This window comes from Devosia sp. 919 (assembly GCF_013185965.1).
Lineage (GTDB): Bacteria > Pseudomonadota > Alphaproteobacteria > Rhizobiales > Devosiaceae > Devosia.
Genome location: NZ_JABAOL010000004.1, coordinates 19,805 through 42,097 on the forward strand (window position 1 = coordinate 19,805; position 22,293 = coordinate 42,097).

General features: G+C 62.9%; 21 protein-coding genes. 12 read left to right on the forward strand and 9 right to left on the reverse strand.

Translation table 11 applies throughout. The features are described from left to right. Positions 1-69: 69 nt before the first annotated feature. From HRQ64_RS19285 to HRQ64_RS19320, 8 genes are read left to right on the forward strand one after another with little or no spacing between them, the layout of a single operon-like run. Positions 70-588: a TRAP transporter small permease subunit gene (locus HRQ64_RS19285; RefSeq protein ID WP_172125765.1), complete on the forward strand. Its 519-nt coding sequence runs from the start codon at positions 70-72 to the stop codon at positions 586-588. Then, entirely contained in the window at positions 585-1,892 is a 1,308-nt protein-coding gene (locus HRQ64_RS19290) for a TRAP transporter large permease (RefSeq protein WP_127751914.1), read from the forward strand. The genes HRQ64_RS19285 and HRQ64_RS19290 overlap by 4 nt, the downstream gene beginning before the upstream one ends. Continuing rightward, entirely contained in the window at positions 1,889-2,326 is a 438-nt protein-coding gene (locus tag HRQ64_RS19295; protein ID WP_127751915.1) for a type II 3-dehydroquinate dehydratase, read from the forward strand. The genes HRQ64_RS19290 and HRQ64_RS19295 overlap by 4 nt, the downstream gene beginning before the upstream one ends. 42 nt (positions 2,327-2,368) lie before the next feature. After that, positions 2,369-3,178, forward strand: coding sequence for a 3-oxoadipate enol-lactonase (pcaD, locus tag HRQ64_RS19300; RefSeq protein ID WP_172125766.1), 810 nt, complete (start codon positions 2,369-2,371; stop codon positions 3,176-3,178). Next, positions 3,156-3,545 carry a 4-carboxymuconolactone decarboxylase gene (gene pcaC, locus HRQ64_RS19305; protein ID WP_127751917.1) on the forward strand — a complete coding sequence of 130 codons (390 nt, stop codon included), beginning with the start codon at positions 3,156-3,158 and terminating at the stop codon, positions 3,543-3,545. The genes pcaD and pcaC overlap by 23 nt, the downstream gene beginning before the upstream one ends. Then, positions 3,542-4,288, forward strand: a complete 747-nt coding sequence (pcaH, locus tag HRQ64_RS19310; RefSeq protein WP_172125767.1) for a protocatechuate 3,4-dioxygenase subunit beta — start codon at positions 3,542-3,544, stop codon at positions 4,286-4,288. Before pcaC ends, pcaH begins: the two co-directional genes overlap by 4 nt. Continuing rightward, positions 4,288-4,908 (forward strand): protocatechuate 3,4-dioxygenase subunit alpha, encoded by a 621-nt coding sequence (pcaG, locus tag HRQ64_RS19315; RefSeq protein ID WP_172125768.1) that lies wholly within the window; start codon positions 4,288-4,290, stop codon positions 4,906-4,908. The genes pcaH and pcaG overlap by 1 nt, the downstream gene beginning before the upstream one ends. An 18-nt stretch (positions 4,909-4,926) precedes the next feature. Continuing rightward, positions 4,927-5,958: a 3-carboxy-cis,cis-muconate cycloisomerase gene (locus HRQ64_RS19320; protein ID WP_172125769.1), complete on the forward strand. Its 1,032-nt coding sequence runs from the start codon at positions 4,927-4,929 to the stop codon at positions 5,956-5,958. A 448-nt stretch (positions 5,959-6,406) separates the two neighbouring features. On the opposite strand, the gene HRQ64_RS19325 is transcribed toward HRQ64_RS19320, so the two are convergent. Further along, entirely contained in the window at positions 6,407-7,579 is a 1,173-nt protein-coding gene (locus HRQ64_RS19325; protein WP_248308285.1) for a PQQ-dependent sugar dehydrogenase, read from the reverse strand. Positions 7,580-8,060: 481 nt separating this feature from the next. Here HRQ64_RS19325 and HRQ64_RS19330 point away from each other — a divergent pair, with 481 nt between their 5' ends. Continuing rightward, entirely contained in the window at positions 8,061-8,999 is a 939-nt protein-coding gene (locus HRQ64_RS19330; protein ID WP_172125771.1) for an aminoglycoside phosphotransferase family protein, read from the forward strand. Here the strand turns inward: HRQ64_RS19330 and HRQ64_RS19335 are convergent. The 4 genes from HRQ64_RS19335 to HRQ64_RS19350 are packed head-to-tail and all read right to left on the reverse strand — an operon-like array spanning position 8,993 to position 13,894. Next, a complete protein-coding gene (locus tag HRQ64_RS19335; RefSeq protein WP_248308286.1) occupies positions 8,993-10,228 on the reverse strand; it encodes a Zn-dependent hydrolase in 1,236 nt (411 codons plus the stop codon). The genes HRQ64_RS19330 and HRQ64_RS19335 overlap by 7 nt on opposite strands. Beyond that, entirely contained in the window at positions 10,225-11,217 is a 993-nt protein-coding gene (locus HRQ64_RS19340; RefSeq protein WP_172125772.1) for an ABC transporter permease, read from the reverse strand. The genes HRQ64_RS19335 and HRQ64_RS19340 overlap by 4 nt, the downstream gene beginning before the upstream one ends. Continuing rightward, complete coding sequence (locus HRQ64_RS19345) at positions 11,214-12,800, reverse strand: sugar ABC transporter ATP-binding protein (protein ID WP_210258725.1); 1,587 nt, start codon at positions 12,798-12,800, stop codon at positions 11,214-11,216. The genes HRQ64_RS19340 and HRQ64_RS19345 overlap by 4 nt, the downstream gene beginning before the upstream one ends. After that, on the reverse strand, positions 12,797-13,894 hold the full coding sequence (locus HRQ64_RS19350) for a substrate-binding domain-containing protein (protein WP_172125773.1): 1,098 nt from the start codon (positions 13,892-13,894) through the stop codon (positions 12,797-12,799). Before HRQ64_RS19350 ends, HRQ64_RS19345 begins: the two co-directional genes overlap by 4 nt. Positions 13,895-14,238: 344 nt before the next feature. Here HRQ64_RS19350 and HRQ64_RS19355 point away from each other — a divergent pair, with 344 nt between their 5' ends. Continuing rightward, on the forward strand, positions 14,239-16,320 hold the full coding sequence (locus HRQ64_RS19355) for a hydantoinase/oxoprolinase family protein (RefSeq protein ID WP_210258726.1): 2,082 nt from the start codon (positions 14,239-14,241) through the stop codon (positions 16,318-16,320). Further along, positions 16,317-18,104, forward strand: a complete 1,788-nt coding sequence (locus HRQ64_RS19360; RefSeq protein ID WP_172125774.1) for a hydantoinase B/oxoprolinase family protein — start codon at positions 16,317-16,319, stop codon at positions 18,102-18,104. The genes HRQ64_RS19355 and HRQ64_RS19360 overlap by 4 nt, the downstream gene beginning before the upstream one ends. 91 nt (positions 18,105-18,195) lie before the next feature. Here the strand turns inward: HRQ64_RS19360 and HRQ64_RS19365 are convergent, their stop codons facing one another. Both HRQ64_RS19365 and HRQ64_RS19370 read right to left on the reverse strand, forming a co-directional pair. Next, positions 18,196-19,353, reverse strand: a complete 1,158-nt coding sequence (locus HRQ64_RS19365) for a signal peptide prediction (protein ID WP_127754432.1) — start codon at positions 19,351-19,353, stop codon at positions 18,196-18,198. 11 nt (positions 19,354-19,364) lie between these two features. Then, on the reverse strand, positions 19,365-20,363 hold the full coding sequence (locus HRQ64_RS19370; RefSeq protein ID WP_172125775.1) for a GntR family transcriptional regulator: 999 nt from the start codon (positions 20,361-20,363) through the stop codon (positions 19,365-19,367). A 146-nt stretch (positions 20,364-20,509) separates the two neighbouring features. On the opposite strand from HRQ64_RS19370, the gene HRQ64_RS19375 reads away from it, so the two are divergent. Continuing rightward, a complete protein-coding gene (locus HRQ64_RS19375) occupies positions 20,510-20,968 on the forward strand; it encodes an NUDIX domain-containing protein (RefSeq protein ID WP_172125776.1) in 459 nt (152 codons plus the stop codon). Between the two features lie 32 nt (positions 20,969-21,000). On the opposite strand, the gene HRQ64_RS19380 is transcribed toward HRQ64_RS19375, so the two are convergent. Continuing rightward, positions 21,001-21,591: an urea carboxylase-associated family protein gene (locus HRQ64_RS19380; RefSeq protein ID WP_172125778.1), complete on the reverse strand. Its 591-nt coding sequence runs from the start codon at positions 21,589-21,591 to the stop codon at positions 21,001-21,003. Continuing rightward, positions 21,591-22,289, reverse strand: a complete 699-nt coding sequence (gntA, locus tag HRQ64_RS19385) for a guanitoxin biosynthesis heme-dependent pre-guanitoxin N-hydroxylase GntA (RefSeq protein WP_172125780.1) — start codon at positions 22,287-22,289, stop codon at positions 21,591-21,593. The genes HRQ64_RS19380 and gntA overlap by 1 nt, the downstream gene beginning before the upstream one ends. Between the last annotated feature and the right edge of the window lie 4 nt (positions 22,290-22,293).

Genomic DNA, 22,293 nt, shown 5'->3' on the forward strand with positions numbered 1-22,293 from the left:
CTCCCAAGGGGTGCCGCCCCAGCATCCATGTCTGGCCAGCCGCTGCGGCTGCGCACCGGGAGTTGCGCCATGCCTTCTTCTTTCTCCAGCATCGGCCGGTGGCTGCATGTGCGCGCCGAAAACCTGCTGGCGGCCATGCTGGCCACCATGTTCGTGGTCTTCATCATCCAGATCGTCTTTCGCTACCTGCTCAACCTGCCCATCGGCTGGACGCATGAAATCAGCGTCGTGATGTGGCTGTGGATGGTGCTGTTCGGCACCGCCTTCGTCGTGCGCGACGATGAGGATATCCGCTTCGACATCTTTTACGGCGCGGCGCGTGGCAAGGTGAAGAGGGCGATGGTGCTGGTATCCTCGCTCACCCTCGTTGCGCTGTTCACCCTCTCGCTGCCAGCGGTGGTCGATTACATCGCCTTCATGAAGGTCGAGAAGACGGCCTATCTCAAGATCCGCTTCGATTATCTCTATTCCATCTACGGCATTTTTGCCGTGGCGATGATCGTGCGCCAGCTCCACCTCGCCTGGCAGGCGGCCTGGGGCCAGAGCGCGGACGATTTCGACTACACCAAGGTGAGTTCGGGCATATGACCATTTCCCTGGCATTCGGCTTGTCGCTGGGGCTGTTGACGGTTCTGGCCTTTCTTGGCCTCCCCATGGGGCTGGCGATGATCTGTGGCTCGATCCTTTATCTGCTGATGAAAGGGCAGGACCCCGGCATCGTCGCCGAGCAGTTTCTCAACGGCATGTACTCCAACTACATCATGCTTGCGGTGCCGCTGTTCATCCTGGCGGCCGAGATCATGAATTCAGGCACCTTGTCCGAGCGGCTGCTGAAATGGTGCGACGCGCTGGTCGGCCGGTTCCGTGGCGGCCTGGCGCAGGTCAATGTGCTGCAATCCATCGTGTTTGCCGGCATGTCCGGCTCGGCCGTGGCGGACGCTGCCGGCTCGGGCAAGATGATGCAGTACATGATGACCAAGGACAACAAATACACCCCGTCCTATGCCGCGGCGCTCACCGCCGTCACTGCCGTGATCGGCCCCATCATCCCGCCCTCCATTCCGATGGTGCTGTACGCGCTGGTGGCCGATACCTCGATTGGCTACCTGTTTCTGGGCGGCGTGGTCCCTGGCCTTCTCATGGCCGGTTTCATGATGGTGCTGATTGCCGTCACGGCACGGGTCAAGAATTTCCCCATCGAGCCGCCGGTGCCGGTGCGCCAGCTGCCGCGCATGACCTGGCAGGCTTTGCCCGTCCTCTTCATGCCGGTCGTGCTGATGTATGGCATCTATGGGGGCATCACGACGCCAACCGAAGCGGCCGCTGTTGCCGCAGCCTATGCGCTGCTGGTGTCGGTGCTGATCTACCGGGCGGTGAAGTCCAAGGACCTTTACCAATCGGTGCTGGTTAGCGCCAAGACCACGGCCTCGATCGGCATGCTGATCGCGGGGGCGCTGGTGTTCAACTATGTCGTCACCATCGAAAACATCCCGCGCACGATCAGCACCATCCTGCTGTCGTGGGATCTGAACGCGGTGACCTTCCTCATCATCGTCAACCTGATCCTGCTGGTGCTGGGCTGCGTGCTGGAAGGCACGACGATCCTCCTCGTCATCGTGCCGGTGCTGATCCCGACGGCGCAAGCGCTGGGCATCGACATGGTGCATTTCGGCGTCGTTGCCGTGGTCAACATCATGCTCGGGCTCATCACCCCGCCTTACGGGATGCTGTTGTTCATCATGACGCGCATTTCGGGCTCACCGATGCGGGCGATCATCGGCGATGTCATGCCGTTTTTGTGGACGCTGATCGGCGCCCTGATCCTCTTTACCTTCGTGCCCGACACCGTGCTCTGGCTGCCCAGGATGTTTGGCTATGGAGCCGTGCAATGAAGCCCATCTATGTTCTAAACGGCCCCAATCTGAACCGGCTGGGCAAGCGCGAACCGGCGATCTATGGCACGACGACCCTCGCGGAAGTGGAGCAGATCTGCCGTAGCGCCGCGGGCGAGCGTCCGGTCGTCTTTGGGCAAACCAACAGCGAAGAACAGCTGATCGACTGGGTGCACGAGGCGATCGACGAGGGGGCGGGGATCCTCATCAATCCTGCGGCCTTCACCTTCACCTCCATTGCCCTGCTCGATGCGCTCAAGATGTTCGAGGGGCCGGTGATCGAGTTCCACATCTCCAATGTGCACCGGCGCGAGCCGATTTATCACCGCTCCTATGTGTCCATGCGGGCCGACGCGGTGCTGGCCGGCCTGGGAGCCTCCGGCTACGCCACGGGCGTCGCGGCGCTGCTCAATATGATTGAAAGCCGGAGCTAGCGGCGAGCGGCGCCAGCCCTGGCGCCGGGTGGGAGGGAAAGCATGGGATTTGTGCGCAACGGCGAGGTGGTGCTGCGGTATTCGGTGCAGGGGCGCGCCGATGCGCCAGTCCTCGCCCTGGTCAATTCGCTCGGCACCGATGCGCGCATCTGGGACGGCGTGATCGAGAGGCTCGTGCCGCACTATCGCCTCCTGAGCTATGACAAGCGCGGCCATGGCCTCAGCGATGCGCCCCCGGGTCCCTACGCCCTTGCCGATCACCTGTCCGACCTTGCGGCGGTGCTCGATCATTTGGGGGTGGAGCGGCTCGCCTTGGCGGGGGTTTCGGTGGGCGGTTTGATCGCGCAGGGCTTTGCGCTTGCGCAACCCCAGCGGCTCAGCGCCCTGATCCTGTGCGACACCGCGGGGCGGATTGGCAATGACGGGCTGTGGAGCGAGCGCATCGCCGCCGTTGAGAATGGTGGCATGGTGGCGCTGGCAGACCTGCTGGTGGAGCGCTGGTTTTCACCGGGCTATCGGGCCGCTGAGGCGGACGCCGTCACCGGTTGGCGCAACATGCTGCTGCGCACCCCCGCCATTGGTTATGCCGGCACCTGCGCCACGCTGCGCGACACCGATCTGACCGAAGCCATTGCCGCTATCGGGCTGCCCACGCTGGTAGTGGCCGGCGATGCCGATCTCGCCACGCCGCCCGAGCTGGTGCAGGCGACCGCGCAGCGCATCCCCGGTGCGCAGTTCAAGATCATGCCCGGGGTCGGGCATATCCCATCCATCGAGCAGCCCGGACTCTTGGCCGGGTTGATCGCCACTTTCCTCAGCGAGGCCGGTTATGGCAACAAGCCCAAGCTTTGAACGCGGCATGGCGACCCGTCGCGCCGTGCTCGGCGACAACCATGTCGACAAGGCGAACGCGCGCAAGACCGCGTTCGACGACGATTTCCAGACCTTTATCACCGAAGGCGCCTGGGGCTCGGTATGGTCGCGGCCGGGATTGAGCAAGCGCGAGCGCTCCATGCTGACCATCGCGCTCTTGGCGGCGCTGGGCCACGACGAGGAAGTGGCGATGCATGTGCGCGCCAGCGTCAACACGGGCACCTCGCCCGACGACATCAAGGAGGCCCTGTTGCATGTTGCCGTTTATGCGGGCGTTCCGGCCGCCAACCGGGCCTTCCGGATTGCCAAGGAAGAGCTGGCCAAACGCGATGAGGTGAGCCAATGAGCGCGATCATGCTGCCCGGCGCCGATGGCGCCCTCTATCAGCGCGACCACAGCTGGCACCCGCCGGCCAACACCCCCGGCTACAAGAGCACGACCTTTCGCGCGCCGCGCCAGCCCCTGCTGGCGCTGGGCGCGACGGCCAGCGAGCTGACCGGCCCCACCTTTGGTCATTCGATGCTGGGCCAGCTCGATAATGATCTGATCCGCAACTACAGCCAGGATGGGACCGAGGCGATTGGCCAGCGCATGATCGTTTATGGCCAGGTGCTGGATGAAAACGCCCGCGCGGTGCCCAATACGCTGGTGGAATTTTGGCAGGCCAATGCCGGTGGGCGCTATCGCCACAAAAGGGAAGGCTATCTGGCCGCGATCGACCCCAATTTCGGCGGCTGTGGGCGGACCATCACCGACGAAAACGGGTTTTATTCCTTCCGTACGGTCAAGCCGGGAGCCTATCCCTGGCCCAATGGCGCCAATGACTGGCGCCCTGCCCATATCCATTTTTCCGTGTTCGGGCACGCCTTTGCCCAGCGGCTGATCACCCAGATGTATTTCGAAGGCGATCCGATGATCTGGCAATGCCCGATTGTGGGCACCGTGCCCGACAAGGCTGGCATCGAGCAGCTGATCGCCCGGCTGGATCGCCACAACACCACGCCCATGGACGCGCTCGCCTATCGCTTTGACATCGTGCTGCGCGGACGCCGCTCGACCATGTTCGAAAACAAGCTGGAGGGGAACTGATGTTGCACCCTGTTCCAACCCTGCGCGAAACGCCCTCGCAAACGGCCGGGCCTTATGTGCATATCGGCATGACGCCGAACTTTGCCGAAATCCACGGCATCTATGACGCCGATCCGGGCCTGGCCATGCTGACGCCCCACACGGTGGGCGAGCGCATCGAGATCGTTGGCCACATCGTCGATGGCGCGGGCTCACCGGTTGGCGATGCCGTGGTCGAAATCTGGCAGGCCGATGCGAGCGGCGCCTTCGCGGCGCCCATGGGGCCCAACAGCAATTCGGCCCCCCCTTTTACCGGCTGGTGCCGCCAGCCCGTCAATGCCGAGGGTGTTTTTACCTTCGAGACGATCAAGCCTGGTCCCGTAGCAGGGCCGGACGGCAAGCCGATGGCGCCGCATGTAAGCCTTTGGATCGTGGCCCGAGGCATCAATATCGGGCTGCAAACGCGGCTTTATTTCGCCGATGAAGCGGAAGCCAATGCGGCCGATTTCGTGCTCAACAGGATCCCCGATCCGCGCCGCCGGCAGACGCTGATTGCCCGGCGCGAGGAGGGCACGGTGCCGCGCTATGTGCTCGACATTTACCTGCAGGGTGACAAAGAAACAGTGTTCTTCGACATTTGAGCGGGGGGAGTGACGGCTATGAACACCTTGCTCGGGGCCCTCACCGGCGACGCCGAAGTCGCCAGCCTACTCTCCGATGACGCCCAGATCACGGCCATGCTGGCGGTGGAAAAGGCGCTGGCCGAGGCGAGCGCCGAGTGCGGTTGGATCAGCGAAGATGCGGCGGCCGCAGTGGCTGCCGGCATCAACGACTTTGTGCCCGATTGGCAAGCTCTGGCGGCCGGAATGGCCCAGGATGGCGTTGTGGTGCCCGCGCTGGTGCGGCAATTGCGGGGGCTGGTTGCTGAGCCGCATTGCGCGGCCGTGCACAAGGGCGCGACCAGCCAGGACATCATCGATACCGCCCTGATGCTGCAGCTCGCCGAGCTGTTTGATCTTTATGAGGAGCGGCTGAGCGCCCTGCTGGGGCAGCTCGACCGGCTGACGGAAACGGCTGGCGAGCGGGAGCTGATGGCCCATACCCGCATGCAGGTGGCACTGCCGACCAGTTGGGGCGCCAAGCTCGCGAGTTGGCGCGAGCCCCTGCAGCGCTATTTGCGCCAGCTGCTGTCCATGCGCCGTACCCTGCTCGTGGTGCAACTGGGCGGGCCGGTGGGGGATCGCGGCAGTTTTGCCGGGCAAGGCGACGCCATTGCTGCAGCCCTCGCGCGGCGGCTTGATCTGGGACTCGCTGCCCCTTGGCAGGCCACGCGCGACCCCATCGTGGCGCTTGGCAATCTCCTGGCGATGATCAGCGGCAGTCTGGGCAAGATCGGCGCGGATATCGCCTTGTTGGCGCAAAATGAGGTGGCAGCAGTGCAGCTGCACGGCGGGGGCGGCTCGTCGGCCATGGCGCACAAGTCCAACCCGGTCAATGCCGAGGTGCTGGTGGCGCTGGCCCGCGCCAATGCGGGCCTGGCCGGCACGCTGCAACAGGCCATGGTGCATGAATATGAGCGCTCGGGCGCAGCCTGGACCCTCGAATGGCTGACTTTGCCGCCCATGCTACTCAACACCGGCGCCAGCCTGCGGCTGGGTCTGGAGGTGCTCGATCAGGTGGAACTGCGCTAGCGCAGCATACATTGCAATTCGCGTGGACGCGCAGCATGGCGGGCAGATACCTGGTCAGATCCTCGGCGCTGCGCCGCAGATCATGGGCCTCGCAGAAATCCCTCCCTCTCCGCCATTCTTACCCTAAACTGCGTCAGAGCTCTGCATGAGCCAGGCCGGCTAATCGGCGGTGCTGACCTTTGCTGCACGCGTGCCGAGATTTCAGCCAGAGCGCATTCTCTCATCTCGGATCACGGCGTTCGGTGAGCTGCTTGGCAATTCGATTCCGACTATGCGTCGGCGGACGGGCGGGTTCTGAGACAGCCTCAAACGAGCGCGCCCAACCGAAACGGGGCGCAGAGTAGAGGGCTGGCGGCCGGCAAGAGCGCGGTTCTCGAGGTGCCGGCCGCAAAGGACGTGCCGGCAACTCGGGTTTATCACGCCGCGCCAATGCAAGCTCCGGTCGAGCTTACGACGCGTTGGTGATGCGGACGATCTCGGAGGTGCCCCGTTCGGCATCTTCGGTTACTGCATAGACCGCGCCGTCAGGCCCGACCTTGACATCCCGCACCCGGGCTTGGAGCGGCACCCATTCCTCGGTTTCGACCTGATCTTTGTCGTTGAGGTGCAGGACAACAATGGATTGCGCCACCAGCCCACCAACCAGAAACGCACCCTGCCATTGCGGGAATTCATCCCCCTCGTAATAGGCCATGCCTGATGGGGCGATCACCGGATCCCAATAATAGACCGGCTGGGTGGTTTCAGCGTCTTGGGTGATGCCCTCACCGATCGGCTTGCCACTATAGTCGATCCCGTAGGTGACTTCAGGCCAGCCATAATTGGTGCCAGGCTCGGGACGATTGAGTTCGTCACCGCCCTTGGGCCCATGTTCCACTGCCCATAAACGGCCTTGCCCGTCCAGCGCCGCCGACTGCATGTTGCGGTGCCCAAGGCTCCAAATCTCGGGCAGGGCGCCCTCCACATCCACAAAAGGATTGTCGGGAAGCGGATCGCCATTCTGGTCGATGCGGAAGATCTTGCCCAAGCCAGAGCCTAGATCCTGTGCCTGCACCCGCGGCTCCACGTCGGAACGCTCGCCTACGGTAACAAACAAGGATCCATCGGTGCCGAACACGAGGCGAGAGCCGAAGTGCTTGGTGCCGTCATAGGTGGGCATTTGCTGGAAGATCACCTCCATATCCTCGAGGCTGGCGCCGCCATCATCGTTCATCACCAGTCGGGCTTTGGCCACGGATGTGCCATTGCCGCCCTCGCGCGGTTCGGAGAACGAAAAGAAAATCAGGCCTGAGCTCTCGAAGTCCGGCGCCAGCGCCACGTCGAGCAGCCCCCCCTGTCCTTCGCTGTCGACAGCGGGAACACCCTCGACCGGCGCGCTCACTTTGCCATCTTCGCTGATGATGTGCAGCGCCCCGGCTTTGGCCGTCACCAACATGCGGTTGTCCGGAAGAAATTCCAGCGCCCAAAGTTGCGGCAGATCACTTGCCACCACTTCCGTTTCAACAGCAGCGGGGTTTTCCGGCAGTGGTGCTCGCGTCTGCTGGGCGAAGGCCGGCTCCTGATCAGGCGCATTTGGGGCTTGCGTCTGCACGGTGGGCGCTTGCGCCAATACAGGGGGCATCAGTGCCGCCGTGGAGAGTACGGTCCCGACAAGCAAAAAGGAAAGGCGAGGCATCGAGAACTCCCATTGTGATAACTGCAGGAAGGCGGTGTTTTCCGGGCGACCGGCAACGACCACCTGGTTGGAGCAATCCCCGACCTTCCTTCCCGTTGCATCAACGGGGTCAATACATTTTGACCGGTTGCAGCGGGTCCTCCATTGAACACGGCACTCGGGCGAGCGGGGTCGATCGGCTGGCAACCGGCTGGGGCAGCGTCCAAACCGTATACCCCGCGGAGAACAACCGACTGCGGCGCACTCACTGCCCCGAACGCTGCGACCCCATTTCAGCTGTCGAGGGTGAACCAGGAGGCAAAGGGCAGACATCTCGGCCGCCTGCTTGGCGCGTCCCCGGCGTGGCCACAATTTGTGCTGTTTGGTCTGCTGCCTACCAGCAGCGGCATTATTCGTGCGGCGAGCATCATCCAACAAGGGCGACCGAATGAGCGATACCAAGGCGGCACTCGACGCGGACCTGATCGCGAAGCTGCTTGGCGAACAGCACCCGGACTTGGCCGAGTTGCCGCTGGCTTTGGGGGCTCTGGGTTGGGATAACCAGATGTGGCGGCTTGGGGACGAACTCGCAGTTCGTTTGCCCTGGTCGACCCAAGATGCGGATGAGCTGCTCCTCAAGGAGTTCGCTTTCTTGCCTGCCATGGCCCCGCGTCTTCCGCTGCCGATACCTGTCCCCAAAAGACTTGGGCAACCTTCCGAGCTGTTCCCGCGCACATGGATCGTGACGACCTGGGTTCCTGGCGAGCCTGCGGACCGCGCCCCTGCGACTCTTGGCCTTCAAGCCGCAGACAGCCTTGCCGCTTTCCTGGCAGCGCTTCACCACCCCGCGCCTCCTGCTGCACCAATCGGGCGACACGGCAGAGGCGGATCCCTGGCTACATCCAGCGAAGGTGTTGCCCGGTTCCTGAAAGAGGCAACCGATCGTCGGCTGATCGCCGATCCGGATGATCTGCGGGACATCTGGGCTGACGCCGTGACCGCTCCTGCATGGACGGGCCAAGCCATGTGGCTTCATGCGGACCTACACCCGGCCAATCTGCTGACCAGAGGAGGTGATTTTTGCGGCGTCGTTGACTTTGGCGACATGTGTGCAGGCGATCCTGCCTGCGACCTGGGTGCCGCGTGGCTGCTGCTGCCTGATGGCGCGATCAATCGCTTCTGGGACAGCTATCGCCCGGCGATTGACGCAGCTACCCTGCGCCGTGCCCGCGGTTGGGCACTCGGCAAGGCGCTCGTGTGCCTGATTATCGGCGATGATGGTGTTCACGGTCGGCCCGGTGGGAAGGCGACCTGGGGCCCACCAGCACAAGCTGCCATCCGGCGCCTCGTCAGCTCCTGGCGATGGGCTAAATCCCACGATCAGTAAGCAAGTTTATATAGCCCGGCGGCCAGCACCTGGATGCCCGCGACAATGTCGGCGATGGTTGAAAACTCCTCAGGCGTGTGGCTGCGCCCTTTTTCGGAGCGCACAAAGATCATTACGGTTTTGGCGATCTTGGCCATTTGCTGGGTGTCGTGGCCGGCGCCGCTCGCCATGGTGAGGGTGGGCACGCCCTGATCCGCCGCTGCCTGGCGGAAGGTGGCCACAAGGCCTGGGTCGCTGAGGCAAGGCGCCTTTTCGGTGCCGATATCCCATTCGATCTCGAGCCCGCGCCGTGCGGCTACTTCCAGCATCAATTGCTCATGGAGGCGGTAAAGCTCCTCGCCTTTGGCGGGGTGGGGGTGGCGCACATCGATGGTGAAGCGGATTTCACGCGGCACCACGGCGGCGCCATTGGGATTGACCTCCACTCGGCCGATCGTGGTCACGGCAGGGCGTCCGAGCCGGTGGGCGGTGTTGATCACGCCACTGCCGATTTCAAGGAAACCGGCCATGGGATCACGGCGCAGATCCATGGGGAAGGCGCCGGCATGGTTCTGCTCGCCCCGCAACGTCACCCGGTAGTGCCGCAGGCCGGTGATGGCATCAACGATGGCCACCGGCAGGTCGGCATGTTCGAGGATCGGGCCCTGCTCGATATGGAGTTCGACAAAGCTCTCGATATCGTCCCGCTGCGCCGTGGCGATCCGGCTGGGATCAAGGCCCACTGCGAGCATGGCATTGGCGATGCTCATGCCTTCGAAGTCATGGGTGTTGTCGGCATCGCCCTGCTGGATGGCGCCGGTGATGGCGCGCGAACCCCAGAAATTGGCGGTGGGAAAGCGGCTGCCTTCCTCTTCGCATAACGAAACGGCTTCCAGTGTCCGCTTGGGCTGGCCGTATTGTGCCTTGAGCGCCCGCAGGGCAATGAGGGCGCTCAGGGCTCCCAGCGTGCCGTCATAGCGCCCGCCCGGGCACTGGGTGTCGATGTGCGAGCCCGAAACAATGGATGGGCCGCCCTGGCTGCCCTCGAGCTTGCCCCAGACATTTCCCACCGCGTCGCGGCTGACACTGAGGCCCGCTTCGGCGGCCCAGCGGGCAAAGAGGTCATTGGCCGCCACCCATTCGGGCGAATACACCGTTCGCCACACGCCGGTGCCGCTATGGGCGCCAATGGCACCCATTTCCATGATCATGGCTTCAACCAGCGCGGGGTCGATGGTGACGGGGGTCAAGACAAACGCTCCTGGCGGCCGCGAACAAGTTGAGACAGGCAAACCGCCACGACCAGCGCGCCGCCATAAAACAGATCCTGCACGAAGGTGCTGATGCCCAGGATCGACAGGCCCGTGATGCCGGTCACAAGGAAATAGACGGCGATCACCGAGCCGATGGGGTTGAAGCGACCGGGCGTGATGCTGGTAGCACCCAGGAATGCCGCGGCAAAGGCAGGCAGGAGGTAAGTGAGGCCCGAATTGGGGTCAGCCGCGCCCAGCGAGCCGACAAACAGCACGCCGGCCAGGCCGCCCAGAGCTCCCGAAACCAGGAAAGTGACCGCGCGAACCTGGTCGACGCGAATGCCCGAGAGCCGGGCGACTTCACGCCCGCGGCCCACAAACAGCAGGCGCTGACCGGCGGCGGTGAAGGTGAAGATATACCAGATGATCGCCGCAACGATCAGCGCGTAATAGAAGGCCATGGGAATGCCGAACAAGCGGGTGACAATAACCGCATTGGTGATGGCAAAATCGATGCCGCTGATCGTGTTGGAGTTCGAGATCCACAGCGTGATGCCGTGGAGGAACGTGCCCATGCCCAGGGTCACGATCAGCGAGTTGATGCGGAAATAAAGGACGAGAAAGGCGTTCACCGCCCCGATCACGAGACCGGTGGCTACCGCCGCCAGCACTGCCGCCACGATGGGCCAGTCGAAGTAAACATTGAGGACCGCGATCACCATGGCACTGAGCGTCAGATTGCCCGCGATGGAAAGATCGTAGTCGCCGGCCGTCAACGGCACGATCAGGCCCAGCGTCATGACGACGAGGACCGCTTGCGAGCCGAAGATGGTGGAGAAATTAGCCCAGCTGAAAAAGGTCGTCGGCCGCAATAGGCTAAAGACGATGATCACCGCCACCCAGGCCAGAACGAGGCCATAGCGCTCGCCCCACACTACCCAGTTCCTGTTCCGGGTTGTGCCTTGAGCCGCATTGATTTGGGTCATGACAGCTTGGCTCCAGTGTCTTCGGTAAAGTAACAGCTTTCGGCAATGGCCGATTTGGAGATGGCGGCGCCTTCGAGTTCCGCCACCTGGCGGCCTCGGCCCAGCACGACCACCCGATTGCAGATCGCGGCCAATTGCTCATGATCCGAGCTGGCGCAGATGATCGCTGCACCAGCGTCAGCCATGCGGCGGATTTCGCCGAACACCTGTTCGCGCGCCCCGATATCGACGCCCTGCGTCGGCTCGTCCAGCAGCACCAGCTTGGGCTGCAGCTGGAACCACTTGGCCAGCACCACCTTCTGCTGGTTGCCGCCCGACAGGGCGCTCATCAGCGCCTCGGGATCGGCCGGGCGCACGTCAAAGGCGGCGTTGAGGCGCGCCGCTTCAGCGCGCATGGCGCTGCGCGAGAGCAGCCAGCCGCCCCCAAAGCGTCGCAGGATGGGCAGGGTGGCATTGTCGGTGACGCTGAGCGTGGGCACCACGCCGGCAGTCAGCCGGTCACCGGGAATAAAGGCTGTGCCATTGCGCACTGACTGATGCGGCGTGGCTTGGCTCAAGTCGCTCTCGGTGCCCTCAAGCGTCAGGAATCCCGCGTCCGCCTGGGTGGCGCCAAAGCACAGGCTGACCACATCGTCATAGCCTGACCCGATCAACCCGGTGATCCCCACCACTTCTCCGCCCCGCACGCGCAAGGAGAAATCCTCGACCGCGCCGCCTCGCAGGCCCGCAATGATCGCGACTTCGGAACCAAACTCACGCTCAGGCGGGCGCATAGTGGCCAGATCAACCGAGCGGCCGATGATGAGTTCAACGATCTCGGCCTTGCTGGCCGACTTGGTGATGAGGGAGCCGGCCAGCTGCCCATCGCGCAGCACGCTGATGCGATCGGTGATCTCGCTGACCTCGTCGATATCGTGCGAAACAAAGATCACGCTCGCGCCTTGCGCCACGATGGCGCGCACCAGGTCAAACAGCTTGCCGACATCCTTGGCGGGCAGGAAAGGCGTCGGCTCGTCAAGGATCAAGAGCTTGGTGAGCGTGCCCTTGGCTTGCTCGAGCTGATCAAAGGCGCGCACGATGGCGAGCAGCGCCCGCTCAACCGAACTGAGGCTCTCCACCTCGGCATAAGGGTCGAGGGCGAGGCCGAAGCGCGCGAACAATTCCTTGGCCCGACGGGCCTGAGCGCTCCAGTTGATGCGCCAGCGTGGCTCTGTGGCGTGCTCCCCGATCAGCAGATTTTCCAGCACGGACATGGAGGCGATGAGGCCCAGATGCTGATGCACAAAGGCAATGCCGAGCTTGCGAAATTCGCCCGGCGGCAAGGGAAGGGGCACCTCCTGGCCACCCACCAACAGGCGCCCGCCCTGGTCAGGGGTGTGAAAGCCCGCCAGGATCTTGATGAAGGTCGATTTGCCCGAGCCGTTCTGGCCCAACAGCCCGTGCACTTCGCCGGGCGCGATTTCAAGCGTCACGTCGGACAACACGCGCGTCGTGCCGAAATGCTTGGACAGGGCCTCAACCCGCAGCGCGCTGGCCGGGCCGCCCTGGGGCGAGCCGGCGGGGGCAGTAAGAGGAAGCGTCAAAGCTGCCAGAGCTCCTTGTAGCCTTGCACATAGGCGTCGCCATAGCCCTTGGAGACTTCGGCGGGTGTTCCGGCGCTGGCGGCATTGTTGGCGTCAAAGATCACCAGCGGGATCTTAGGGTCCGTAACGGGATCGAGGCCGCAAACAAGGCGCATCTGGGCGTCGAGCATGCCATAGGCGATCCAGTCGAGGTTCTCGCCAATATCCATCTCGACCTGGCCGTTCTGGATCATGTCGAGCACGAAAGGCGTGCCGTTGAAGGTCGCGATCTTCACCCGGTCGGTGGCGCCGGTGATGGTCAGGGCCGGTACCACGAACTGGTTCATGCCGTCATAGATGGGCAGGATATAGTTGATGGTCGGGTCGGCGATGATCGCAGACTGCACATTGGACTGGATCTTGCTGGCCCAATCGGGGATCGACACATTCACCGTTGTGAATTTGCTCTCGGGATGGGCAGCAAAGACCTCCTCGATGCCCGCCATCATGGACTCGGTGGACAGCACTTCATTGGTGATCAGCACCAGTGCATTGGCCTTGCCCTGGGTCTTGGTGATGGCCCATTCAGCCAGCAGCTTGCCGGCCTGCTTGTAGTCGATCGGGATGGAGGCAGTGAGCCCGCCGGGCACTTCCTGCTCGAAGCCCGTGAGGTGGGATGCGGTGACGATGGCGCCAGCATCGCGGGCCGCCTTGATCTGCGTCGTTAGCACGCGAGGATCGGCCCCGGCCAGGAGATCGATGAGGTCGAACTGGTTGGTGACCCCATATTCGATGCCCTGCACCCACTGGGTCGGCTGGCCCTGGTTTTCCCAGATCTGGTATTCAAAGCCGATTTCCTTGGCGATTTCGCCCATGGCTTCGGCAATGGTGGCAACGAAGGGAACGGCGCTCGAAGCGGGCACCGACAGGATGCTCTTTTCGGCCATGCAGGCCTTGGCGTCGAAAGGCTCGCCGGGCGCGGTGAACGTGGGAACACCGGTATATTTGTCCAGGTCCGCCTGCGCTGCTGCCAGGGCGTCCTGCGCCTGCGTCGCTCCCGCCGAAAGCAAGCCAAGCGCCAGCGTGGCCGCCACCAATCTCGTTGTTGTTGCCATGATCCTCACGTCCCCTTCTCCAAGACGCCCGCAACATGTCGCCACGGGTATACATAGTCCACGATTGACAACCGCTTTCGCGGCGCTCGTCAACTGCGTTTCCGGCGTTTTTGGTTCGATTGCCGCTGAAAATTAGCAGCTCGCCCAAGTGTTGCGCCCGCTGAACAACAATGCGGCACCGAATGCCTTCGCAGCGAGCAAAGTTGTGCGTGTTCTGCCAGGCGCCAGTGCTGTCTTCCCGAGAGTTGAGCGGCTTCTGATCAGCGGTGCAAAATCAACCAAGAGATTATGGACTATGCATCCACAGTACCGTAACGCTAAGGACGAATAGCCTTCCGGAGAATATGATGAAAACGATCGGCGTCGATGTCGGCGGCACCTTTACCGACCTGGTTTATTGCGACATGACCAGCGGAGACATCGCCATCCACAAGGTCTCCACCACGCCTGACGACCCCTCGCGCGGCGTGATGACGGGGATTACCGAGCTTTGTGCGGCGAACAATGTCGAGCCTTCCAGTATCGACTATGTGTTCCATGGCACCACTACCGCCACCAATTCGGTGCTGGAAAACAAGGGCGCCAAGGCCGGCCTCATCACCAATGAAGGCTTTCGCGACATCATCCATATCGGGCGCCACCAGCGCGTGGAGCATTATTCCATTATCCAGGAACTGCCCTGGCAGCACCGCCCGCTGGTGCGCCGGCAGCATCGCAAGACCGTCGGTGGGCGCCTGGTGCCCCCGACCGGCGCCGAGCTGGAGCCGCTGGATCGTGAGGGCGTGCGTCGTGCGGCCCAGGAGCTAAAGGCGGAGGGCGTCGAATCGGTCGCGATCTGCTTCCTGTTTTCCTATCTCAATCCCGCCCATGAGCTGGAAGCCAAGGCCATCGTCGAAGAGGTGATGCCCGGGGCGTTTGTCACCACCTCGTCGTTCATCTCCCCCCAGTTCCGCGAGTTCGAGCGCTTCACCACCGCTGCGCTCGCCGCCTTTATCGGCCCCAAGGTCGACCGCTATATCGACAATCTCGACAAGGCGCTGCGCGCCATCGGTGTGCAGGGAGATCTGCGCATCATGGCTTCCAATGGCGGGGTCGCCACCCCCAAGATGGTGGTGGAAAAACCAACCCTGACCCTGCTGTCCGGCCTTGCCGCCGGTGTGCTGGGGGGCAAGTGGATCGGTGATCTCACCAGCCATGATCGCCTGATCACCTTCGATATCGGTGGCACCAGCGCCGACATCGGCATCATCGTCGATGGGGTGTTCTCGGAAACCGATGCGCGCTCCACCTCCATTGCCGGTTTTCCGCTGCTGACCCCGATGATCGACATCCACACCATTGGTGCGGGTGGTGGCTCCATCGCCCATATCGATCGGGGCGGCGCCTTCCGTGTCGGTCCGCAATCGGCTGGCGCCGTGCCGGGTCCCGCAGCCTATGGACGGGGCGGCACCGAGCCCACCGTGACCGACGCCAATCTGGTGCTGGGTCGCCTTGCCGCGCAGGATTTCCTTGGCGGCGGCATGACGCTCGACGAAGCCGCCTCCCGCAAAGTGGTGGGCGAGCTTTCCGAACGCCTGGGCATGTCGATCAACGAGACGGCCGAGGGCATCCTCACCATCATCAATTCCAACATGGCCAATGCCATCCGCTCGCGCACCGTGCAAAAGGGCATCGACCCCCGCAGCTTCGCGCTGGTCGCCTTTGGCGGCGCCGGCCCGCTGCATGGCGTGGAAGTGGCGCGCATGCTCGACATCCCCGAAGTGATCGTGCCGCCATTCCCCGGCATTACCTCGGCCATGGGCCTGCTGACGACCGACCTCAAATATGACCTGACGCGCACGCAGTTCCAGGTCTCGGGCGCGGTCGATCTCGAGCGCATCAACAGCGATATCTCCGCCATGGAAGCCGAGCTCTCGGCACAGTTCGTCGCCGACAAGATCACCAGCCAAGACGTGTCGTTCCAGCGGATTGGTGACCTGCGCTATGTGGGGCAGGGCTATGAACTCAAGATCGCCTTCCCAGGTGGCGCCATCACCGAAGCAGGGCTCAACGAGACCTTTGAAGCCTTCCACCGTGCCCATGCGGCAGAATATGGGCACGCTTTCAAGGCGAGCCCCATCGAGATCGTCAATCTGCGGGTGAGCGGCATTGGCCGCATGCCCAAGATCGACAAGCTGCGCGCCCCCGCGAGCGGCAGCCTTGAGGAAGCGCTGGTGCGCACTGTGCCAAGCGTTTTCCGTGTTGGAGGCGAGCTCAAGACCTTTGACACGCCAGTTTATCGGCGCACCGCCTTGCCGGTCGGCCAGGCTTTCGAAGGTCCCGCCATTATCCTGCAAAAAGATTCCACCACCGTCATGCCGCCCGCGACCAGCGCCGTTGTGGAGGCTTCAGGCAGCATCATCATCACCCTGGGAGAGGCCAAATGAGCCAGAACCTCACCGAAACTCTCGTGGCCGCACCCACCCGCGTTGATCCCGTCACCGGCGCCGTGATTCAGGGCGCGCTCGAGAACATCGCCATCGAAATGGGTCACAAGCTCATGCGCATGAGCTATTCCTCCATTATCCGCGAGAGTGAAGATTTCGGCACCGCCCTGACCGACGCCACCGGCCGGCAGATGTGCGAATGCAAGATGTCGACCCCCCTGCAGTCTGGGCCGATTCCCGGCTATGTGCGCGGCATCCTCAAGCAGATGGAAGCACGCGGGGACACGCTGCGCCCGGGCGACGTCATCATGCACAACGATCCCTATGGCGGCGCCAGCCACGGCCCCGATGTGGGCTTTGCTGTCCCGGTGTTTCTGGGCGAACAGCTGATCGGTTTTTCGGTCACCACAGCGCACCATCTCGATATCGGCGCACTAACGCCGGGCAGCACCGGCATTGTGGATGCCGTCGATACTTATGCCGAGGGCCTGCAGTTCAAGGCCATCAAGGTGGTGGATGCCGGTAAGCGCAATGAAGCTGTCTGGTCGATCCTGCGCGACAATATCCGTGCTTCCGCCCTCGTTGTCGGGGACATGGAAGCCCAGGTGCAAACCGCGCAGATCGGCGCCGAACGGTTCCTCGACCTCGTCAACAAATATAGCCTCAAGACCGTCATGGACGCCTTTGAGGACCTGCTCGATTATTCCGAGCGGCTGATGCGCTCGGCCATCGCCGCGCTGCCGGATGGGGACTATTCCGCCAAAACCTTCATCGATGGCTTCCTTGACGACGCCGATCCCTCGCGCAAGGACCTGCCCATAGCCGTGACCCTCAAGGTGCGGGGCGACAGCATCACCGTTGATCTCACCGGTACCGCACCGCAACTACCCGACAAGCCCATCAACATGCCGCTGGTCGGAACGGTGGATATTTCCATCTGGCTGACGCTCCGCTCCATCCTTCTGGACAGCGTCACCTATGGCAGCATTCCCCAGAACGAGGGCCTCACCCGCCCCATCACCATTGTCGCCCCTCGCGGCACCCTCGCCAATCCGATTTTCCCAGCTCCGGTGATTGCCCGTTTTTGCCCCGGCAATGCCTTGGCCGACACCGTGATGAAGGCGCTGGCCCAAGCCGTGCCCCAACAGGTATCGGCCGGCATTGGCAATCTGCGCGTGGTCGCCTTTTCGGGCATGGAAGACGGCAAGCAGTGGGTTCATATGGAGATTTTGGAAGGCAGCTACGGCGGCCGCTACGGCTCGGATGGCATGGACGCGGTGGATACGCTCTTTGCCAATACCCGCAACAATCCGATTGAAGATATCGAGTCGCATCTGCCGATCCGGGTTGATCGCTATGAGCTGCGCAACGACGCCACCGCTGCCGGCCGCACCCGTGGCGGCATTGGCACGGTGCGCGAGTTCACCTTCCTCGCCGATGGCGCCTTTTCGGTGGAAGGGGATGGCCACAAATACCGGCCCTGGGGCTATGAGGGCGGCGAGGACGGCTATACCGCTTCGCTCAAGCTGATCCACCAGGCGGGCGGCGAAACCGACCTCGTTTCCAAGGTGCCCTATCACAAGATCAAGGCCGGCGATCACCTGATCTCGCGCGGCCCCAGCGGCGGTGGTTACGGCAATCCCTTTGAGCGTGATCCGCAGGCCGTGTTGTTCGACGTGTTGGAAGGGCTGGTTTCTGCCGAGGCCGCCGAACAGCATTACGGCGTCGCCATCTCCGGCAATGCGGTGGATGGGGCGCGCACAGCGCAGCTGCGCTCGGCCTAGAGCCCAAGCGTTCCCGACCCGGGGCCAGCATTCGTGCCGGCCTCGGAATCTGAGGCGGCAGTTCGGCACCAGGCCGGCTGTTGCCTCTTTTTTATGCCTCCAGAAACTCCCGCCAGCGGCGCACCAGATAGGTGTGCTCGTCCATAAAGGCGTTCCAGACCCGCACCCGCGCCATGCGTTCAAGATACGAGCCGCCTTCCCGGAGGTCGCCGGGTGCGATGCTAGGCTCTCCCGCCGGATTGGTCAGCACGGTCTCGGCCGGCTTGCCGGCATACCAGTAATCCCATTCCGGCCCGCTCAGATGGGGTCGCACCAGATCGGGCAGCACGAAGTAATAGCCCTGGCGGGTGGTGATGGCGCCGCCTTTGCCGTTCATCCACCAGTTGAGATAGGCATAGGCCGCTTCCAGCTGCTCGCCTTGCGCGGCTGCCGAAATGCACAGATCCACATGCCAGCCGCGAAAGCCCTCCTGCGGCACGGCCGAAACCACCGGCACGCCCTGGCTGCGCAGGGTGGCAAGGGCCGGTGAGAACATCGATTGCAGCACGGCCCCGCGGTGCATGGACCGGGCCGCCTCGTAGTGGTTGTTCCAGATAGTTTTGAAGTGACCCAGTTTCTTTTTGCGCAGCAGGATGTCCGCGACGATGTCGATCTCCTCGATGGAGAGATTGCCGACATCGGCAAAGCTCATCCCCTCGGAAGCCTCCACGGCAAGGGCTGCCTCGATCATGCCCAGCACGGGTTCGCTCATGATCGCGACCCGGCCATGCAGACGCTTGTCGAGCATCCAGCCCCAGCTATGGGGCGTGCCTTCTGGCCATTCCTTGAGGGCGGCCGGCAAAAAGGCAAAGGAATCGACGCCATGCTGCAGCGGCAGCATCACGATCTGGTCGGTGGGGGCAGGGCCGATGGCGCCCGATGGCTGCACAAAGAGCTGGTTGAACACTGACCCCAGGGCGCGGGCGTCGCTGCGGCGCGCCACCGCCTGGCTCTTGATCAGCTGACCATTGCGTATGCGCTTAAGGTCAATGGCCTGAATGGCGCGGGCCGTCCAGATCAGATCAACCGTGTGCCACTGGTGGTACACATCGAAGCTCTCAGGGGTAGTCACCACCCGCTGCAAACCCTTGACGCTGTCGATCAGCTCGAATTCCAGGTCGAAGGGCAGATCGCTCGCCGCTTGTTCCAGCACCGCGCGGGGGAGAACTTCGCTGCGGGCAATGATGCGGAGCTTGGGTCGTTGGGGCACGCAGGAACTCTTTAGTGAATGCGGGTGAGATAGGGCGCGATCGCGGCGGCATCAAACACCGAAAGCACTTTAAGCCGGGCCCGGGCTCGCGCATGGTCCGCATCGAGATGGTGACGCAGCGCCATGGCAGCGCCAGCGCCGTCGCCGAGCAGCAGATGATCGAACACCAGCGCGTGCTCGCGCAAAAGATTGGTTTCCTCGTGCAGCCCGATATAGGTCTCGAACAGGCGATTGATAACAAGCGACAGCTGCGACAGCTGCACCGCTCGCGCCAGCTGCTTGTTCCGGCCGGCCCGCAGCGCTTCCACATGCAGGTCCGCTTCGAGCTTGTCGAGCACGGCCTGGGTGAGGGGCACCGATCCCTCCAGCACCGCTGCGATATCGGCACGCGCTTTGCTCAGCATGCCGCTATCCAGATGCGGCTGCGCGGCGGCAATTGCCCCGGGCTCCAGCAGCCGGCGCACTTCATGGGCATCATCGAGCATGCGGGCGCTGAACGGGCCGGCAATCCAGTGGGAACTGCGGTCCTTGTCAATCAGCCCTCGTGCATCGAGACGCGAAAGTACGTCACGCACTACGGTGCGACTGACATCGAAATAGTCCCCGATCCCAGCCTCCGAAATCTGGAAAGTGCCGAAGGGAATGCAGTTCATGATGTCGGTTTCGACGGCCGCAAAGATGCGCTCCCAACTGGCTTGCCCCAGATTGCTCCCAAGTTCGGCTGGCAGGTCCAGCGCCAGGCCGTGTAGATTGGTGCGCGTCGTGCTTTCTCCAGCACCCCCGGCGCCGACCACATAGCCTTGCGAACTCAGCGGGGTGATCACCCCTTCAGCCGCCAACAGGTCCAAGGCCCGCTTTACGGGCGGGCGGCTCACGCCCAGCCGGTCGGCCACTGCCGAAACCAGCAGCCGGGTCCCAGCGGGTAACTTGCCCGTCCGGATATTGGCGTGAAGTGCCTCCCGAACGATCTGGTAATAAGGTTTGTTGTCGGCAGGTTGTGCTTTAGCCATCACTTCGAAACTGCACGACTAGGGCGGGCAAAAAGGGGACGTGTATCTCGCAAGGCAACCCTACCGACACTGGTCCCGTTCGGAAATCGCTTCCGTTGGGACTGGGCTCGTTTTAGCACAGCATTGAAGACAGGGGGGCGGCTTGCATGAAACCTGATCTCGTTCAGCGCCCTTCAGCGCGGCTCCTGGTTGTCGATCCCAGCGGTTGCGTGCTGTTGTTTCGCTTCGTGCACGGTTCGGGCGCGCTGGCCGGGCGAACTTTTTGGGCGACGCCGGGCGGCGCAGTGGACGAGGGCGAGAGCTTCGAACAGTCCGCCCGGCGCGAACTCGAGGAAGAAACTGGCCTGATCCTGGAGGTAGGGCAGGAGGTGGGCCAGCGCAGAACCACATTCCCCCTGGCCTCGGGCCAGATGGTGCAAGCCGATGAGCGATACTTTCTGGTTCGGGCGCCGAGCCAGGACATCTCGCGGCAAGGTTGGACCGATCTCGAGCGCGAAGTGATGGCGGAGCATCGCTGGTGGAGCCACAAGGAGCTTGCCACGACGAGCGAGCAGGTGTTTCCCGAAGACCTCCTCGACTATCTCCGGGCTGCCGGCGTTGCTTGAGCCGGCCCTGGCACCAGCAAGAAATCCAACGATCAGCCGATGGAATAATGAATTGGCTTGAAGCTGCCGCCATTGCTGGCCGGCGCCGAGCATGCTGTGAGCCCGATGATCAGGTCCATCCGAGCCTGGAAGCGGATGAAGTCTCCCGCTTTGCTCAGTGGCGGCAGCACTTTGAATTTGCCCGTTACCCCATCCACCGGCACGTTCATGAAGCAATTAAAGGCCACGGGAATAGCGTCTTCGGCGATGCCATAGGGCATCAACGCGTGGTGCAGATTGCCATGGCAGCCCTGGTGAGGTGGCTCATTGTCGTAACACAGGCGAAAGGTTGCTTCGCTGCATGGGGTCAGCAGGAAATCGTGCCGGCCGACCGTGTCCTCGATGATGTCGAGCATCACGTTGGAACGGTTCGAATACAGCAGATTGCCGGTGGTGAGATAGATGCTCTCGGCATAATCCAGGGTGCGGCCCGAGGAGATCATCTCGGCAGTATCGGCCCGTGAAATCGCCAACAGGTCCGCGACCTGGCCACCCAGCGGATCGATAACGGTCAGGATCTGCCCCGCGCTGAGCTCGAAGGCCGTACCTGAGCGTGGCGCAATTTCGTTGATGCCGAGGTCCATCAGGAATGCTCCGTTTCGCCTAAAGGGTCGGCCGCGGCTGGAATTTCCTCGCGATGATAAGGACAGCTCCAGCCATCGGGCACTTTGCGGCCGCTATATTGCCTGGCTTCGGAAACGGTGCCGTGGCGAGCCAGCATTGGGTTGATGCTGCCCGCAAGTTCCAGATCACGCTCCAGGATCGAGCCGCGCAGCTTCTCGTAGCGGTTCTGCGCGCGCAAGGCTTCGAACTGATCATGCAGGTTAAAGATCATGGTCGGATAAGCAAAGCGGCGGGCCGGGCGGCTCGCCCCGGGATGCAGGCCCACCACAAAGAACCCTTGGCCGCCGAAACTCAGCGAAAAATGCGGATCATCGGGATCTGCACTGACGCGTGGGTCCGATGTTTGTCCGCGCCAGCTATCCTTTGCGGTCAGCGACTGGATGCGCTCCCACATGTGCCGCTCGAACCGCGCTTCATCAAGGTCATCAGGGCCCTCGAAGATCACCGCAAAGCTCGTAAACAGCGTGGGATATTCTTGATAGCCCCAGGCGAACCGCATGAGCTGGTCCTGGATCTCGACATCGTTCCAGGCGCTGTCGATGCTGCGAGCCACATAAGTGGTCAACTGGTCTTTTCCCAAGGCGGACTTGGCGCCAACGCAGGGAAAGGATGGATCCCGGATAAATTCTTCCAAGGCACGTTCAGAGTCGAAAAGCATGAGC